Origin of the sequence: Flectobacillus roseus, from assembly GCF_030056595.1 — a bacterium.
Classification (GTDB): domain Bacteria; phylum Bacteroidota; class Bacteroidia; order Cytophagales; family Spirosomataceae; genus Flectobacillus; species Flectobacillus roseus.
The window spans coordinates 84,353-103,116 of sequence record NZ_JASHIF010000021.1; the positions used below are offsets into that span (position 1 = coordinate 84,353).

Annotated in this window: 8 protein-coding genes; 1 reads left to right on the top strand and 7 read right to left on the bottom strand. The window is 37.2% G+C overall.

Translation table 11 applies throughout. From position 1 onward, the window contains the following. Nucleotides 1-10: 10 nt before the first annotated feature. The 3 genes from QM524_RS20675 to QM524_RS20685 form a co-directional block, all read right to left on the bottom strand. Nucleotides 11-3,367 carry a TonB-dependent receptor gene (locus QM524_RS20675; RefSeq protein ID WP_283346014.1) on the bottom strand — a complete coding sequence of 1,119 codons (3,357 nt, stop codon included), beginning with the start codon at nucleotides 3,365-3,367 and terminating at the stop codon, nucleotides 11-13. 217 nt (nucleotides 3,368-3,584) lie between these two features. Then, nucleotides 3,585-4,670 (bottom strand): FecR family protein, encoded by a 1,086-nt coding sequence (locus QM524_RS20680; protein WP_283346015.1) that lies wholly within the window; start codon nucleotides 4,668-4,670, stop codon nucleotides 3,585-3,587. A 108-nt stretch (nucleotides 4,671-4,778) separates the two neighbouring features. Next, complete coding sequence (locus tag QM524_RS20685; protein ID WP_283346016.1) at nucleotides 4,779-5,390, bottom strand: RNA polymerase sigma factor; 612 nt, start codon at nucleotides 5,388-5,390, stop codon at nucleotides 4,779-4,781. A 521-nt stretch (nucleotides 5,391-5,911) separates the two neighbouring features. Between QM524_RS20685 and QM524_RS20690 the strand changes: the two genes are divergently transcribed. Next, the gene (locus QM524_RS20690; protein WP_283346017.1) at nucleotides 5,912-8,068 is read left to right on the top strand and encodes an alpha-galactosidase; all 2,157 of its coding nucleotides are present in this window, start codon (nucleotides 5,912-5,914) and stop codon (nucleotides 8,066-8,068) included. A 90-nt stretch (nucleotides 8,069-8,158) separates the two neighbouring features. Here the strand turns inward: QM524_RS20690 and QM524_RS20695 are convergent, their stop codons facing one another. From QM524_RS20695 to QM524_RS20710, 4 genes are all read right to left on the bottom strand, one after another. Beyond that, on the bottom strand, nucleotides 8,159-8,671 hold the full coding sequence (locus QM524_RS20695; protein WP_283346018.1) for a methylated-DNA--[protein]-cysteine S-methyltransferase: 513 nt from the start codon (nucleotides 8,669-8,671) through the stop codon (nucleotides 8,159-8,161). Between the two features lie 171 nt (nucleotides 8,672-8,842). Then, entirely contained in the window at nucleotides 8,843-10,177 is a 1,335-nt protein-coding gene (locus tag QM524_RS20700) for a sigma-54-dependent transcriptional regulator (RefSeq protein WP_283346019.1), read from the bottom strand. A 230-nt stretch (nucleotides 10,178-10,407) separates the two neighbouring features. Continuing rightward, nucleotides 10,408-14,004 (bottom strand): alpha-L-rhamnosidase, encoded by a 3,597-nt coding sequence (locus QM524_RS20705; RefSeq protein ID WP_283346020.1) that lies wholly within the window; start codon nucleotides 14,002-14,004, stop codon nucleotides 10,408-10,410. Nucleotides 14,005-14,739: 735 nt separating this feature from the next. After that, on the bottom strand, nucleotides 14,740-18,690 hold the full coding sequence (locus QM524_RS20710; protein WP_283346021.1) for a zinc-dependent metalloprotease: 3,951 nt from the start codon (nucleotides 18,688-18,690) through the stop codon (nucleotides 14,740-14,742). Between the last annotated feature and the right edge of the window lie 74 nt (nucleotides 18,691-18,764).

The window sequence follows — 18,764 nt, forward strand, 5'->3', positions numbered from 1 at the left end:
TCCTTATAATTTAGAATGATACATTTACACCAAAAGTATAAACACTTGTAAGGGGATAAAAACCATTATTTTGTGCCATTTCTGGGTCCCATCCTTGATAATATGAATTGATTGAAAGGAGATTTTGTCCACTAAAGTATACTCTAAGCCTGTCAATCTTCATTTTCTCCATCAACTTATTACTAAATGTATAACCAACTTGTAAGCTTTTTAATCTTGCAAAACTGGCATCTCTATTCCAGAATGTTGATGTTTGAACAATCCCACTTCCTTCGTTAAGACTTGTTAATTTTGGATAAAGTGCATTTGGATTTGGGTTCTCAGTTGTCCAACGGTTTTCTACTTGCCATCTTTGGATTTGTCCTCCGTTGAAGAAGGCAAATGCTTGATAGTTATTCATTTGTTTTTGCCATCCTGCAAGTCCTTGCACTAACATTAAGAAATCGAATCCTTTGTAGTTTGCGGTAAGTGTTAAACCAAAATTGTATTTAGGAACAGTATTTCCGATAAATGTTCTATCATAAGTGGCATCTACTTTACCATCTGGCACTCCATTAGGGCCACTAATATCCTTATATCTTATCAAGCCAGGTTGTGCAGAATAAGGTTGTTGAGGGTACTTAGCGACATCATCTGCATCCTTAAATAAGCCATCAGCTACATAACCATAAGTAACTCCCAAAGACTGCCCAACAAATAAATTGGCTCCAATATTTTGCTGAAGTCCATTGGCAAGTTCAGTAACTTTATTATTAACAACCGTAAAGTTTGGTGATATACCGATTTTAACTTTTCCTATGTTTGCATGGTAATTCAAGCTAGCCTCAAAACCTGTGTTTTCTACACCGCCAATATTAACTGGCGAAGTACTAAGACCCAAAGTGGCAGAACTTGCTACGCTATAAAGCACACCAGAAGTTTGTTTTTTGAACACACCCAAAGTAAAATCTAACTTTCCTTTCCACAAGCTTGCATCTAAGCCAATATCGGTCGTAGTAGTAGTTTCCCAAGTAACATCAGCGTTGCTAAGTCTTGTAGTGGCTGCACCAGAAACTAAAACACCGCCTAAAGAATAGTTTTGCCCCAGTGAAACAATATTCTGATAAGGGTATGTACCTACATTTTGGTTACCCAATTTTCCCCAGCTTGCTCTTACTTTTAGGCTGTTCACCCAAGATACATTTTTCAAAAAATCTTCTTCTGAAAGAATCCATCCTGCTGAGAATGAAGGGAAATAACCCCATCTACCTTTTGCAGGGAAGCGAGAGGTAGCATCCGAACGCATATTGGCTTCAAACAAATATCTACCGTTGTAAGAGTAATTGACTCTACTAAAAAATGAACGCATTGACCATGCCGAAGCAGAACCTGAGTTACTCATACCTGTGGCAGAACCACCATTGATTTCGTAAAGGGTATTAGTCGGAAAATCTTTACGGTATGCCGACATTCCCCAATCATCATATTGTTCTTGAGAAACACCACCGAGTATCGTAAACGAGTGCTGGTCTATTTGTTTAGTGTAGGTAGCTAACGACTGCATGGTTAATTGCTGTCCTTGTCCAGACGATACTGTTAAATTGTTCGGGCCAACCGTCTTGTTTGCATTAAACACAAAATCTGAAGCATAATCTTTGTTGTAGTAACTCCAGAAATTATATCCAACTTTACCACTCAAGGTTAATCCTTTGATTACCTCCCAAGCAATTTCACTACTTCCCAAAAAGTATTTGTTTGTTCCTTTGTAAAAAGACTCACTTGACATCCATGCTTCTGGGCTGAAATTGTCTTGGTAACCATAAGTTCCATCAGATTTTTTACCTGCAAAAATAGGACCTTGTCTTACTGCATAATTGATCATGCTGTTCATACCGCCATCATATTGACGTGGAGAATGGTTTTCGGAAGTATAGCCTGCCAAGTTCACTTTTAGCGTAAGGTTATCCTTAATTTTAGTGTCCGTATTTAAAAGGATATTATATTTCGAATAGCCATTTTTAGCCACGATACCATTTTGTTGCAAATACCCAATAGAAAATAGATACTTTGTTTTATCATTTCCTCCCATAAAACTTAGGTTATGGTTACTCTGAAAACCATCACCAGAAGTTAAAAGGTTTTTAAGGTGAGGTACGTTGGGATAATTATCAGGGTCTGAGCCGTTTCTGAACTTCTCAATGTCTGCGTCGGTATAAGAAATACCCGCACCTGCGTTGATATTTGCTTCATTTCTTAGCTTGGCATATTCAGCAGATTCCACAAAATCAGGTAGTTGAGTAGCATTTTGCCATCCAGCATAGCTATTATAGCTAATTTTCATTTTGCCAGATTCGCCTCTTTTGGTTTCGATGAGGATTACGCCATTGGCAGCTCGGCTACCATACATCGCCGCTGAAGCTGCATCTTTCAATACCGAAATACTTTTGATGTTATTCGGGTCAACATCATTAATAGAAGTTGCTAATCCATCAACAAGTATCAATGCACCACCACCAGCACCATAAGAACCTATACCACGAATGGTGATACTCGCACCGTTATTACCAGGCTGTCCAGAACCTTGCGATACCGAAACACCTGTCATGAGTCCTGCTAATGCTTGAGAAGATTGTGTAATAGGTCTATCTGCAATTTCTTTAGCAGAAATACTTGAAACAGAACCAGTTAAATTGATTTTCTTTTGAGTGCCATAGCCCACAACCACAACTTCATCCAAACTTTGTTGTTCTGCTACCAGCTTTATATTTAGTTCAGTTGATTTACCTACTTGGATTTCTTGTTTTTTATATCCAATATAAGAAAACACCAAAATGCTTGAGCCATTTGGGACATTGATGTTGAATTGCCCTTTATCATTGGTTACTGCACCTTTTGTCGTTCCTTTAATACTAATATTTACTCCGACCAAAGGAACGCCGTTTTCGTCTGCTACGGTACCAGAAACGGCTTGTTCCAGATATTCAGCTTGGGATTCTATATTTTCGTCGTTTTTTAAGGAAAGAGAATTGGACTTTTTTAGCAAAATTCGATTTCCTTGAATTTCATAGCCAATACCTAGTGGTGTGAATATTTCATGTAACACCTCTTTTAATTCCTTATTTTTGACATTAACACTTATTTTTCGCTTGGCGCCTATGCTATTGGGGCTATAGAAAAAGTTTACTTTTGCAGTATTTTCAAATTCAGAAAGCACTTCAATTAATCCCTTTTCTTGAATATGAAGGGTTACCTTTTTCTGTAACATATCTTGTCCGCTAGCATCTCTAGCGTACGACAGTGTTGTGAAAATAATCGCAATAAATATCTGTCCAGCTGAAATTTTCATAATGGATAGTAACGTTGCTAACGTTAATAGATTTTTTTTCATAAATTGTAATGTTTTTGTTTTTCTCGAAAAATTGACAAAAATATTCCCATGCACTTCCTAGTAAGAAGTGCCTCAAGTTGCTTAAACGGGAATCACATGGAGTCGGTAAATGGTGCGAACATTTGCCGACTTTTCTTTTTTAGGAAGAATTAGAAACTTTTTTGGGTCATAGTTATTAGTAGGTTTTTATAGTGTTTAAAAATACATTTGTTAGTTTTCAATAATTACATCCTTTTCCTGATATAATAATTTGAGCATCAATTACTTGGTAACTTATTCCTGTGATTTTAGAAATACTATTTAATTTATCGAACATCGTCTCGTCAGAGAGATTACCATTAATGGTACAATCTTCATAGAGTTTCGAATCATACACGATTTTGATTCCATAAGCTTTTTCTAAATCTGAAAATACACTTGCTAAAGAAGCATTACGATAAATAAATGTCTGATTATCAGAAGAATCAGCTAGTATTTGAGGCAATTCTACAATCTTCTTTACTAACTTAGCTTTGGATAATTCATAAACCACCTCTTGATTCGGCGTAACAATGATTGTATTGGGATTGGTATGGTTGCGATCACTTGCTTGTTTTTGTGCGAGCACGGACACTTTACCTGTTTTTACAATAACCCTTTCTTCCTCAATATCAGGGTTGGCTTTAATCGTAAAACTTGTCCCCAATACCTGTGTAATTAACTTTTTGGTATAAATAATAAATGGTTTTTGTGGGTTTCTTTTTACCTTAAAAAAGGCTTCTCCAACTAAATAGACCTCCCTTTTATTCTTTTCGAATATTTTAGGATATTTAATACGGGTATTTTTTTGGAGAACGATTTCCGACCCGTCACTCACTGTAATACTCAAAGGTTGATTGGAAGTATTTTGATTTTCAATAAACTCAATTTCCTTGTTGTAATTCGCCAGTTGAGGAATCTCATAATTTCTATCTTCGCGCTGATAATGGTTGATCCAATATCCAAGTCCAATCAGTAATAATACGGATGCGGCTAGTTGCCATTTAAACCTATACCAGTAACTCGGTTTCTCGGAGAGTTGTATTTCTAATTCGACACCACTCCATATTTTTTCAAGGGACGCATCTTCATCAATAGGTGTAGTTTGCATGGTACCAAGCGTTTTTACCAGTGATTTTGCTTCTAAAATCACTGTTCTTTTTTCTGGATGATTTTGCATAAAATCTTGCCAGAAGGTATTGGTATGTTTATCTGGATTTTGCACCCAACGACAAAAAAAATCGTCTTTTACAAAATCGACTGTGTTGTAATGAGAATAGTTCATAGCTGTCAATTATAGAATGACAAGGATAACAGAAATATATCCTATTTTTTGAAAAAAAATTTATACATAAACTGTATCTAAACAGTTAAGTGATAATAAATCAGTGATTTATCTAATAAATGAAGAGAAAATAAGTAGGAATAAATGGATGGAAATATGTATTGATTGACGTAAAGAGAACAAAGCTTTTTGGATGAGGTTACCCACAGAAGCATAATTTAGCTCCATAATTTCGGCAATCTGGGCATTTGAGAATTGGTGATAATATTTCAAGTTGATGACTTCACGCTGGCGTTGTGATAGGCCGTCGAAGGCTACTTTAAGGCGCTCTAAGCGTTCTTTTTGACTTTCTTCTTCAATCAGAATTCTTTCAATAGAGGCCTCAAAAAGATCTCCTCCTAGAGTTTCATCAATTTCGTCAGTATTTTTAGAAAAGTCGTATTTGACTGTTCGCATCAACTTGTTTTTCAGCGCACGGAATAAGTAAAACTTAATAGAATCGGTATCAGCAAGGTTTTCCCTGCTTTGCCAAAGTTCCAGAAATAAATCTTGAAGACAGTCTTCTACAACTGATAAGTTTGAAGAGATTCGAAGCGTTAAGCCATAATTCAATAATGACTTAGCATGTAACTGATAGATTTTGGCAAAAGCAATCTTATCTCCTTTTTTAAAGGATTGCCAAATCTCTAAATCACTGTTATGCAAGGAATTAAAAGCCAAAATATAATAGTTAATAAAATTTATAAATGAATCCAACACAGCTATTCATCATCTACAACTCAACGTGTACTTATGACACAATTACTTAAGTAAAATATTACAAAATATACTATTATAAATATTAATTTTTAGCAAAATAATACCAAACTAAGTAATAGTTCAAAATAAGATTTAAGTTGTGTGCTTTAGCCACTAGGCAACAAGCACTAGGCAAAGAGTGTTAGAATGCTTTTTTCCAAAGCCTATCGCCGAAAGCCAATATTTGAAAGCCCATAGCTGAAGGCCGAAAGCTCAATAGTTGAATTTTATTTTGTCCAATAACTTAATTTTCAATGACTTATGAAATTTAAACATACTTCAACAATGATGATAGGGTAGAAGCACATTTTACTGTGTAAATAGATTACCAGAAAAGGGTATTTTTTCTGGAGATCGTCTTTTCTAAACGGTAAAAGGAGGGAGCTAATTCTTTGTTTTACTCCTTTTTAGCCCAATTTTCAAACCTAAAATTTATTTAATTCATGAAAAAAACTTTTTTGCTTGTTGCTTTCTTTATGAAAGTAACAATTTCGTTATTGGCTCAAAATCAAAAACTAGCCCAAGACTGGCTTGTCAGTCCCATCTCCCAAAAATCCCAAGTCAACATTACTGACTCTGAAATAGTATTGGATAATGGACTGGTTCGTCGGAGTTTTTTTCTAGGCGAAAACTTGGCTTGTTATGATTATTTTAATCAAAGTACTCAGCAACAACTGATTCGGTCTGTCAAACCCGAAGCTCGTGTGACAATCAACGGTAGAGTATATCAAGTAGGGGGGGTACAAGGACAAAAAGAAAATGCCTACCTGAAGAAAGAATGGTTGAAGAATTTGAGAAAAGGTAGTTCAGATTTTGTGTATCAATCTTTTGAAATCAAGCCTGTAGAACCCTTTGTCAATTGGAAAGCCAATACTTGGTTGCCCCAAACAAAGCGTCTTGAAGGTAAAAGATTAAAACTGAGTTTTGTACCTCAAAATCAAGATTTGCAAGGGATAAAAGTACAAGTTAACTATGAGATATATGATAATATTCCACTGATTATCAAATGGGTAGAGGTAGAGAATCAAAGTGCTAAAACGACGTATGTTGATAGAGTAGTCAATGAAATATTGGGTCTTGTAGAGGAAGAAAGTGCTGTTGTTGGAAGTCCCACACAGATGAAAAAGCAACATGGCATTTATTTTGAAACTAATTATGCTTTTAATAATGCCATGCGCTATGACATTAGCGATCAAACCACCCATTGGCTGATTGATTCGACCTATACTTCTCAAGTAAATTATAATTATGAAACCCCCTGTTTGTTTGAGGTATATCCTGAAAAAGTATCCCATATCAAGCTTACTCAAGGAGAAAGTTTTAAATCTGTGCGCACTCATGAGCTCTTGATGGATTCCTATGACCGTCAGCGTAGAGGCATGATGATTCGGAAAATGTATAGAACTATTGCTCCTTGGACTACTCAAAATCCGATTTTTATGCACTTGGTTAGTCAAAATGATGAACAAGTCATTAATTGTATTAATCAGTGTGCCGCAACAGGCTACGAAGCCTTGATATTGAGTTTTGGAAGTCACCTCAATATGGAAGACGTTAGCGAAACGAATCTCAACCGTTGGAAAAAACTCGCAGATTATGCGCATAGCAAAGGAATTCTGCTAGGAGGGTATTCTCTATTTAGTAGCCGACGTATCGATGACGAAAACGATGTTGTAGACCCAGTTACGGGAAAAACGGGACACGCATTTTTTGGTAATGCTCCTTGTTTTGGTAGTAAATGGGGACTTAATTACCGAGATAAAATCAAGCACTTTTTTGAAGTGACTCATTTTGATATATGGGAAAATGACGGCCCTTATCCTGGCGATGTTTGTGCTTCTACTCAGCACCCCGGCCATGAGGGATTGGCTGATTCGCAATGGAAACAGATGAATATTCAAAAAGAGCTTTATCGCTGGTTGAATGAAAGAGGCGTATATATCAATGCGCCAGATTGGTATTTTTTGGATGGAACTCATAAAATAGCCTTGGGGTATCGTGAGGTAAATTTCTCTCTAAGTAGAGAACAGCAACGTATCCTCAACCGACAAAATATTCATGATGGAACAATCGAAAAAACAAGTGCTATGAGTTGGGGATTTGTACCATTAACAAAGTATCAGGGTGGTGATGAAAGTGCTATCTTAGAGCCTCTCAATGAGCACCTTAGCGATTACGAGCAATTGATGATGATTTATTATGGTGCTGGTGTACAAGCCTGTTACCGAGGTCCACGATTGTATGATACAGATGCAACCAAAGCAGTGGTTCAAAAAACAATTAGTTGGTACAAAAAATATCGTGATATTCTGAATGCTGACATGATTCAGCTTCGTCGTGCTGATGGAAGAGATTGGGATGGGCTACTACATGTATCGAGTACACTACCACAAAAGGGGCTAGCCATGTTGTACAATCCTAATAAAGAGGCAATTGAGCGGACAGTAACCCTACCTTTATATTATGCTGGCTTGTCCAAAGAAGCAAAAGTCAGAGAAAAAGAAGGTGCCTCAAAAGTATATCTGTTGAACCAAAATCATGAAATTCAGGTAAAAGTAAAAATACCAGCAGAAGGCTACACTTGGTTAGTGATAGAATAACCTGTAAGGCAGTATTACATCTTATGATAGAGTTTGGTATGACAGCAAACTCTATCATAAGATGTAACAAATTAGTTTGACATGGATGTACTAAAAAAGCATTGGAGTTCTGAGGCTACTCTCCAAGTCGAGTAACAAAGATTTATTTCTTAATCCCCCAGCAAAGCCCACCAGTTTACCAGTTGTTCCTACTACTCTATGACAAGGAACAATAATCGAAATTGGATTCTTATTGAGTGCTCCACCAACCGCTCTTACCGTTTTTATGTCACCAAGCAAACGGGCTATGTCGCCATAGGTTTTTGTAGCGCCATAAGGGATTTTAAGTAAGGCATTCCACACGCTCATCTGAAAATCTGTTCCATGAAAATCTAACGGTATATCAAATGCCGTTCTTTTTTTCTCAAAGTATTCTGCCAGTTGTGAAGCCGTTTGCAAAAGAATTGGGTTCGAATCATCTCTTTCAGGAACAGGCAGTTTCGTTCGTTGGTAATCTTCACCTTCCCATAATATTGCGGCAAGTCCAAGGTCTGTTGCTATCAACTTAATTTCACCCACGGGTGATGGTATATCTTTAAAAACCAACTGTTTGTATTCTTTCATAGAATATTTTTACTTCAAATAGATTGAATAAAATGGCATGAATACCCTTTAGGTAATAAGCCGATGGCATTAGTCAAAAATATATTCATGATTTTATTAACAACACTTTTAGCTTACGTTAAATCGCTGATTGTCGGAAGCTTAACGATAAATCTTATTCAGTACGAATACTCAGAGCTTAAGTGCGATTCCGTATTCTTCCATTTTACGATAAAGTGTCGTCAGACCAATATTGAGCAGTCGAGCAGTTTCAGTCTTATTGCCTTTGGTATGTTGTAGTACTTTTTCGATATGAAATTTTTCTACAGATTGTAAATCCAATCCACTTGGTGCATCAGCTTGCGTGTGGTGGATAAGATTGGGAGGTAGACAGTCTTTTTGTAGTTGACCGTTATTTTGTAGAATAAGAGCACGTTCGATGACGTTTTTCAATTCACGAATATTACCTGGCCAAGTATAGTTTTCAAGTATTTGTTGAAACTCAGGTGTCATCGTAACTTGTTGAAAACCATATTTTTTACTTAAATCTTTGATAAAATGTTTGCTCAAAAGTGTAATATCCGTTTTACGTTCTCTCAAGGCAGGTAGTGAAATTTGAAACACGGAAAGGCGATAGTACAAATCCAGACGGAAATGCCCTGTCTGGGATTCTTTTTCTAAATCTCGATTGGTGGCCGAAATCACTCGAACATCTACTTTAACCTCTTTGGTATCGCCCACGCGCAAGAAAGTGCCTGATTCTAAGACCCTTAAAAGTTTCGCTTGTAGGTCGAGCGACATTTCGCCTATTTCATCCAGAAAAATCGTGCCTTTGTGTGCTACTTCAAATAAACCTTTTTTGTCTTTTAAGGCTCCAGTAAATGCACCAGCTTTATGTCCAAATAATTCAGATTCAAGAATTTCTCTCGAAAAAGCAGCGCAGTTGATGGCCACAAAACTTTCGTTATGTCTGGCAGATGCTTCATGAATAGCTTGGGCAAAAACCTCTTTTCCTGTGCCTGTTTCGCCAGTCAATAAAACGGTTGTGCTGGTTTGTGCCACCCGTTTTGCCATATTTACCGCATTTTCTATGATAGAAGTTTTACCAATTACTTTATCAAAGCCCGTTAATGATGCTTCTGAGCGATTGGTCTGTTTGGCTTTTTGCATAGCCAAATCAAGCATAGGAATCATTTTTTCATTATCATCTCCTTTTACCAAATAATCAAAAGCGCCATTTTTCATGGCTTTCACGCCATCTTGAATGGTACCATAGGCGGTCATTACGATAATTTCGAGATGAGGATACTGAGATTTTAGTTTTGCTGTAAAGTCTACACCATTACCATCGGGTAGTTTTACGTCGGACATAACCACTTGTATAGGCTGACGCTCAAGCATTTGCCAAGCAGATTTGAGATCACCTGCTTCGAAAACGGTGTAATCTTCCAACTCCACAATACGCTTGAGTAGTCCGCGTAATTGCTTTTCATCATCAATAATCAATACTACACCTTTTGATTCCATAAATTTTCTTTTGTTGACTTATGCTACAAAGTAAATAGAATTATCCTTAGAGTGTATAAATGAAAAGATGTTGTTTAGGTCGGAGTGCTGATTTTTGATTTCGGAATTAGGTTTATTCTTTTACTATTATAAAGCAAAAGTTCTCTTGAAGCTCGTGATTTAGTGATTTGTGGTTTAGTGATTTTCTTTAAATCACTAAACCACAAATCACTAAATAGACAAATACGCTTTTACTTCTTTATTTCAAAATTATAACTACCAGATTCTAATGGAATTATGATAAATCCTTTTTCTGATTTAACTCCTTTCCATGTACTCAAAGATTTGCCATTTTCTGAAATTTGAGCCACTGATTTGGCAGGTAAATAGAGCGTCGCTGTAGAGTTGGCTGGTACAGTAGCGCTGTAAGTCCAAGTATTTTGTTGGCTTTTCCAAGCGCTATTAATACGTCCATACATGGAATCATAATAGCCTTTAGCTTCAGTAATTTGTCCATTTGGATCAGGGGTTGGCATAAGGATAAATTCCTTAAAACCAGCTTTTTCAGGATGTCTTTGAATGCCGAGCGAATAATTGTACATCCAAGCAGCTACTGCCCCAAAAGAATAGTGATTGAAGGAGTTCATACTATTATTTCCTCCAAAACCATTTTCAACAGTATAGGAATTGAGACGTTCCCAAATCGAAGTAGCACCATTAACTACCGAATACAACCAAGAAGGATACTGTTTATTGGTTAAAAGCTTGTAAGCCAAATCATGATTTCCATTTACAGAAAGGGCTTCGCTGATAGAAGCTGTACCAATAAACCCTGTCATCAAGGAGTAGTTAGGACGTTCGATGCCGCTATCATCTTTGTTGGTTCTCGAAACGGCTTCATTCAGATATTTGATAGCAAAAGGTTTATTCGCTTCATCAAAAACATCCAATGCCAATGGGATAGCATACGAGGCTTGAGTGTCAACTATGACTCCTTTATCCGTTTTACCTGTTCCTTCTTTTTCGTTTGGTGCAGCCCAAAAGCCTGTTTTCAAACCAGATCTTACTGTACGGTGAGAGTTTTTGTCGATATAAATGTTGTTGAATGCTTTTTTGATTTCCTCGCTACGTTTTTTCAAGGCTATTGCTTCGTCTGTTTTACCTAAAATAGAAGCCATTTGACTCATAATATTCAAATCATAAGAGAAATATGCCATCCAGAAAAGGGTATTATCATTTTTGTTGCCTTCTGGGCTAAGCCAGTCGCCCAAAGGACCTTCGTTGAGGATACCTGTGTTTTTATCAATTTTTGATTCCAAAAAGTTGATATACTTTTTCATGGCATTAAAATGTTCTCCTAACAACTGAATATCACCATATTGACGATACGTTTCCCAAGCAACAACAATTCCAGCACTACCCCAAAGTGTACCTCCAAAACCACCTCCAAGTGGTGCAACATCAGTAAAACGTCCATTGTCATCTTGTACATCACGCATGGCCAAAAGGTGTCGTCTCAAGAATGAATTGGCATCGGTCAAATAAGTGGCTGTTTTGGAAAATACCGAAATATCTCCGCTCCAGCCCATACGCTCGTTACGAGCAGGTGTATCTGTTGGAATAGAAAGGAAGTTACTGCGCAAAGACCAAGTTATGTTTTGCCAAAGTTTATTAACTAATGGGTCCGAGGTTTCATAGCTTGACGATAATTCATTTACTGAACTGATAACCAATCCTTTAATATCACCAACAGGAATAGCCTGTGGTATTCCTGTGATTTCTAAATAACGATATCCATGAAAAGTGAATCTTGGTTGAATTACCTCGTCGCCACCTTTCAAGATATATTGGTCGGTGGTGAGCGCTGCACGGATGTTTTCCATCATTACCATGCCTTCATTGCCTTTGTATGCTTCCAAATTAGGATATTTGATTTCGGCATATCGCATGGTGATGACTTGTCCTTTTTGACCATTCTTGATTTGAATTTGCGGAAAGCCTACCATATTTTGTCCCATATCATAAACAAATACTTTTGGGCGAACTTCCTCAACACTCTGTGCCTGAAGCGTTTTGACAATGGATGCATTTTCACCGATCTGACCAATTAGTTTGAAATCTTTGTAATCAAAAGTAGATTTTTGACCAAAAACATCACTAAAAGTTCCCATATAGGAATTGCCTTCGAGGGGTACTTCTACGGCTTTTTTCCATGATTTGTCATCATAATTACTCAATGTCCATCCCTGAATATCTGCTTCTTTACTAGCATCATAAATCTCTCCTTGGAAAAACGAACCATATCTAATAGGTCCGTCGGTATTGAGTTTCCAAGAATTTGGATTTGAGTCAACTACTTGTTCTGAACCATCGGCATAAGTGATAATAATTTTAGCTAAAAGAGATTGTCTATCACCAAAGAAATTCCAATGGTTTCCACTGTAAGTAATATTGCCACTCCACCAGCCTTCGCTCAACCATGCACCTAGCGCATTTTTTCCTGTCGAAATGGAGGACGTGATGTCAAAAGTTTGGTAAGTATGATTTTTATTGTACTGTGTCAGTCCTGGGTTGAAGAAATCGTTACTCACTCTTTTTCCATTGAGGTACGACTCATAAATCCCTCTTGCGGTAATATACAAACGAGCCTTTTGGATTTTTTTATTGCTTACATCAAACGTGGTGCGAAGCATTGGCTCGGCATTTTGAGTGGTATTGGTGGTTGCTAAGGTATTTTCGACACGATAGCGTTGTACTTCTTTTGTTACGCCAATCCCTGAAAAAATGGAAGCGCTTGTGTCTTTGAAAATAGCATTAGAAGGGTAGCGGTAGTTTTTGACTGTAATATCTGAAAAATAGGCTTTTTGCTTATCAGCTACTTTGAATCCCATATCTGCTAGCATAGGGTAACTCAAATAGTCATTGCCCGCACCAACGGGATTGAGATTTAGGCCTCTAGGACCAAATCTAGAATTGGGCTCTAAGGAAGGGTCTTTTAGCTTATGCGTTTCGTCGTTACCATCCAAATAAAACTCAAATAAACCAAAGATAGATTCGGTAAAAATCTGGTGTTTTTGATATTTATTCGACTGATTAATAAGCGATTGAGGAATAGTAAGGACTTTGACAGGGATATTTTCTTGATCAGTTTTTGTATAACCTACTCGATAAATATTGAGCTTCGCATTGGTGTTAGATTCAGCTGATAGAGTGCTAATATCCAGTTCTATAGCAATATAACTTTCGTTTTTTTTACGCTCTACGCCCATATGGTTGAGAAAGCGATTTGATAGTCGTTGGTCATTAGCGCCAAAAATAAATGAAGCTTTGGTGCTATTACTGGCTTCATCGAGTTGAATGGCATAAGAAAGTTTAAAAACTGAAAGAGCATGAGGATAAAAAACGAGGTCTTCGTCGCCACCGCCTATCCATTTGGCGTTGCCCCATGCTTCTTGTTTGGGGTTCATTAAGCCAGTTTCGAACCAAGAGTTTGCCGTTGAACTTTTGCCCTTATTATCCCAAACTGTCAAAAACCAGGTGTATCTGGTACGAGCTTGTAAGGGTTTCCCTTGGTATTGGATAGCATGAGATACATCAGAGCTTACTTTTGTAGATTGCCAAACCTCCTGATTTTTTTCATCAACTACTTTAATTTGATAGGCTACTTGCGCTAAGCCCTTGATGGAGGATAGGGCTTTCATTTGCCATGAAAACTGCGGTGTGCCTAAATCAGTGCCAAGAGGCTGGGTTTGATAATTGACTTGAAGTTTTTGTAAGCTAAAATTTGCCCAGATTGCAGTAATGCTCCACAAATTCACTAGCAAAAGTAGCAATAGACCTTTTTTCATAGGATAGTATTGATAATGTTCTAAAAAAGATGGAATTAGTTCAAATTTAGCGTTTTCCAAGGTACAACTATCATATACTGTCTATGTCAAAAATATTATTTATGCTTAAAAATGTGTTAATTTGCTATCTATCAATAATTTACGTTTGAATTTTTATATTTTCTTTTTGATACAATAAATTGATTTTATGTTGTTTGAACTATGAAAAATTACAAAATATTAGAATTGAGAAAGAAGCATACTGTTAAGATAGAATTACGATGAATCAAGTATATGGACTTAGTCGTGTATAAAGGATATACAACTACTTCCGAAATCAGCAATCCCAAATCCGCAATTATTGGAAATCCTTTGTACACCCCTAATATGTTATCCGGTGTCGAGCCATTTGAGTTATTTTTTAATCGTTAATCAAAAAGGAGTCATCCCGAATTTAGCGATTTAGTGAATGAGTGTTTGAGTGATTATGTAAAAATTTGTTTTCCATCAGTAGAGATGCAATGATTGCGTCTTAAGCCAAGTCATATCTACCATAGTAGCATCAAAAAAGCGGTCGAAAACATATTTTTCGACCGCTTTTTTGATAAAAACTTGGAGAATAATTCCAATCCTAAAAATTAGGGATGACTCATATTTTTGATGCTTTATTTCTGGATGAACCTTTTTAGACGTAAAGCCTTAAGTGGCATTTATATTAAGGATAATCATTCAGATTTTTCAAAATATAACAGTCTATTACTGCACTAATAATTTGATGGTGTTGGTATTATTGAGTTGGATAAAATACACACCAGCACTAAAATGTTGGATAGGAATGTCTGTACTACCTTTGAACGAACCTGAATATTTCTCGTTACCAAAGGCATCGATAATCCTCACTTGAGTATTTCCTTGATAGTCAACTTTTACGGTAACTTTATCGCTTGAAGGATTCGGGTATACGTTTACAGATGTATTGATACCTTCATCTATACCTAAAGGAAGTAGAATTTCCACTGTTACTTTTGCGGTATTCGAGCAACCGTTTTTATCAATTCCTTTGACGGTGTATGTTCCTGAATACTTGGTGTCTACGGAGGAAATACTTGGGTTTTGAACTGACGAAGTAAATCCAGCGGGACCAGTCCAAGTGTAACTATTTGCCCCAGAAGATTTCAAATCAAGTGTTTGAGCTTGGTAAATTGGGCTTTGAGCCGACGCGACCAAATTGGGCAGTTCATTTACTAGTACCTTAGCCGAATCCAGATTTGTACAACCATTTTCATTGATTCCTTTTACTTTAATCAAAAGTTGATTCATGGCAAAAGTGGCATTAGGAATTTCCAATGTACCATTAGTATTGGCGTATACTTTTTGGTTAAAAGTATAGTCATAAGATTTGGCTCCTGTTGCTTTAAAAGCAAGGGTTTCGCCAACGCAAGCCGTGTCAGTTAGGAGTTTGATTGTTGGCAAAGCATATATTGTTCCTCTGAGAGTATCTTTATTGACTATTTTGTACGTACCCGCATCTATTCTCAACGTGAACGAACCCGTTGCAAGGGAGTTAGCTTCAGATTGCCATACTGTTTGGTTGTTATTGGTTTGTTGAGAAGACTTTAACGTGTAGTCTTTTCCGTTGGCTTGTATCACCTGAGAAAAACTAGTACCTGCATCGACATCTCCCAAAATACGACCATATACTTTGATAGGTTGAAGGTAGCAAGCTTTAGACAAACTATCTAAGCGCAATACAGGTATAACAGTCACATTGGTGTTATTGGGAGTCCCAACACATCCTTCAGCATAACATTTTGCTGTATAAGTAGTGGTAGAAATGGGAGTTGCCGTGAGTAGATTACTAGTAGTTAGGCTCGAACCTGCGTCTTTTTTACTGCTCCAGCTCCACTGTACCTGTGTACATCCTTCAGCTTTTAGCGATACCTGTTGTCCATATTCAATATCCTTGTTTGATGTGCTAAATGAAGGAGTACTCAACGTATTTGTACAGGCGTTGTAACGCACCACATAGCCATCATAGGCAAACCAAAACAGCCCATTATTATCTATCAACATTTTTCTTATCCCACTTTCTTGTATTTCTACATTTGCCAATACTTTCCAATCTCCTCCTGAATATTTCAGAATTCGGCTTGAATCCCATGCGAAAATATCTCCAGCGCTGTTTTCTGCAAAAAGTCGAGGAGAAATGATATTTCCTGTTTTAGCCTTATTCAAGCTCCAAGTATTTCCATCATACATCAAAACGCCATTAGTATTAGAAGCCCACAAGCGGTTTTTGCTATCTAAAAATGTAGTGATATAAGGAGCAGCGAGTTCGGGCATTGTTGATTCTGTAAACTCTACCGAACTTCCGTCGTTGGTACTGAATCGTTTGAGGGATGCTTTGTTGGTCTGCGAAACAAGATAGGCCTGCCAAATATAATCCTTATTACCTACTATATTACCTAATCGCCCTTGATCACCCGAGGTTGGCGTTATATTGAAGCCTCTATTTAGATTACTCCCAGAGATTCTATAAAATACCAGCCCATTGACATTGTTCAAGCTAGCAAGAAGGTAATTATTGGTGATATCCAAATAGGTAGGATAAAAATCAGACGAGGTATTAAGTATAGTTGAACTTACCAAATTGCCTGTTGTGTTATCCAAAATATTCAGAGCATAGACATTAGCAGGAAAGGATCCCTGATAAGATATTCGCTTACTAACTTGTGTGATTACAGCTGATTGGTTTTGATTATTAGCACTATAAATAAGCGTGGCTCTAGCACCAACACTACCACCGCTTGTACTATTGGTCAATGCTAATTTTTGACCAGTGAGAGTATTAACTAGTACTAATCCTCCGTACGACAAGTAGGCCAAATGGTTTGTGGCCATGTAGGTGCTAGTATTGTATGTCTGCATAGCTTGCTCATTATCAAATCCTTGGTATTTGACTAAGTTGCTGTCGACGCTACTGATTTTATTTACAAAAGAAACACTTCTGGAATTGAGGACACCCTTTGGATAAAAATAAATAGGATTTTCTCTATCTCTCGACAATTCGTAGGTTACCGTGTAGGTTTGATTGTTTTCTAATGCTGGAATTTTGTAGACATATCCATAATTAACAATGCTGGTAGGAGCATATTTCTTTTGGTAAACTAGAGTATTGGGACTATTCGTTTTCACAATTGAAAGTTTGGCAACTGATTCGCCACCAGTATATGCTTCGTCGGTGGTAATCGTTCGTGCTATCGAAGGATTGGCTACCTGTGTAGTAATAGGATTTTGGTAGGAGCTTTGAGCAAAAACTACTTTTCTTTCAGACCAATCACTTTTTGTTGTTTCATTAATCGCACGTATCCTCCAGCCCATTCTATAATAAAACGCCCCGATGTAGAAATTTCCTTCGCTGCCTGTGAAAGTGAAAGTATAGCATGGGTATGAAAATGTATGGTCATCTACATAAGTAAATTGTACTTCATAAGATTTGGCACCAACACTTGGAGTAATTTTTAGGGTATTGAGTTTCCCAGCATCAAAAGTCGTCCAATAAAGTGGCATGGCCTTGGTATTGGGAGGTAAAAGACTATTTTCTCCTATATTGATGGTACAAGCATTACTCCAACTAGAAACCCCAAGTTTATTACTAGCCATTACTCGCAAATAATATTTACCTTGTGGGTTTAGTGTGCTTAATTGTATGTAGCTCACATCGGTGGTGTCTTGACTTATAATTTGCTTAAAATCAGTATCTGATGCTAGTTGAACAACATATTGATCAGCCATAAGCGAAGCGTTCCATACAAAAAATGGATTTGTATTCACCGTAAAAGTACTGGGCAACAGCACCGCAGGCACCGTTCCTGTGATTTCTTGCATGTTGGCTGTGGCATGCTGTTCTATAACTGCTTGACATAATGGATGAAACTCATCTTTAGCTTGGCAGTAACTCATGATAGAACCTTTAATAATTTCTAAAGATTTTTCATAACAAGCACCCTCAGTAGCATAGCAATAATCCAACGGACCACCTGGCCATGAGCAGCTTTGTGTATGCGGCGAACCAAAGTTATGTCCCAACTCGTGAGCAATTGCACTCAAATTGAAACTCCTAAGTCCCCATGGACAAACAGACTCTCGCCCTCCGAGATAAGCTACCCCACCTGCACCAGTGAAAGATTTAGCCGTTAAGTATATTACTTTATCATACTGATTTCTAAGCTTGTAAAGTTTACCATTTACCTTGGAAGGATTCCAATTATTATAGAGTCTATCCAACATTGTATAAATATCAGAGGTATCAAAATACGGATCAGACTGAGCAGTGGTCCAAAAGTTAAAACACGTTACCACAAGTTTGATATTCATGTCTCTTTCATACACTTTTGAAACTTGGCTAATTTGTAGGATTGCCTCTTTTTTGATAAGATTGGTATCGCCATTGTAAGATTGGTAAGTAGGATAGTCAACCTCTATGGCAATTCGGGCAACCCGCCCAGGGCTGACCGCAGTACGACTAGCTTTTTTTTGAGCAATATACTTTTGAGCATTTTGGATAAAGGCTAGGTTTTCGGCAGATATTTTTGATTCATCTGTACCACAGGCAACACTAGGCTTGTTTGGTTCTACTAATACTTGACTTAAGCAAAGTTGAAAAGTCATCATAAAACCCATTAGGAGTAGTAACGTTTTTTTCATAGGGTAATTTGAAATTGTTTAGACAAAGAAAATGAGAAAATCTAGTAGTTTTTTGAGTAAAATCTGTAAATATC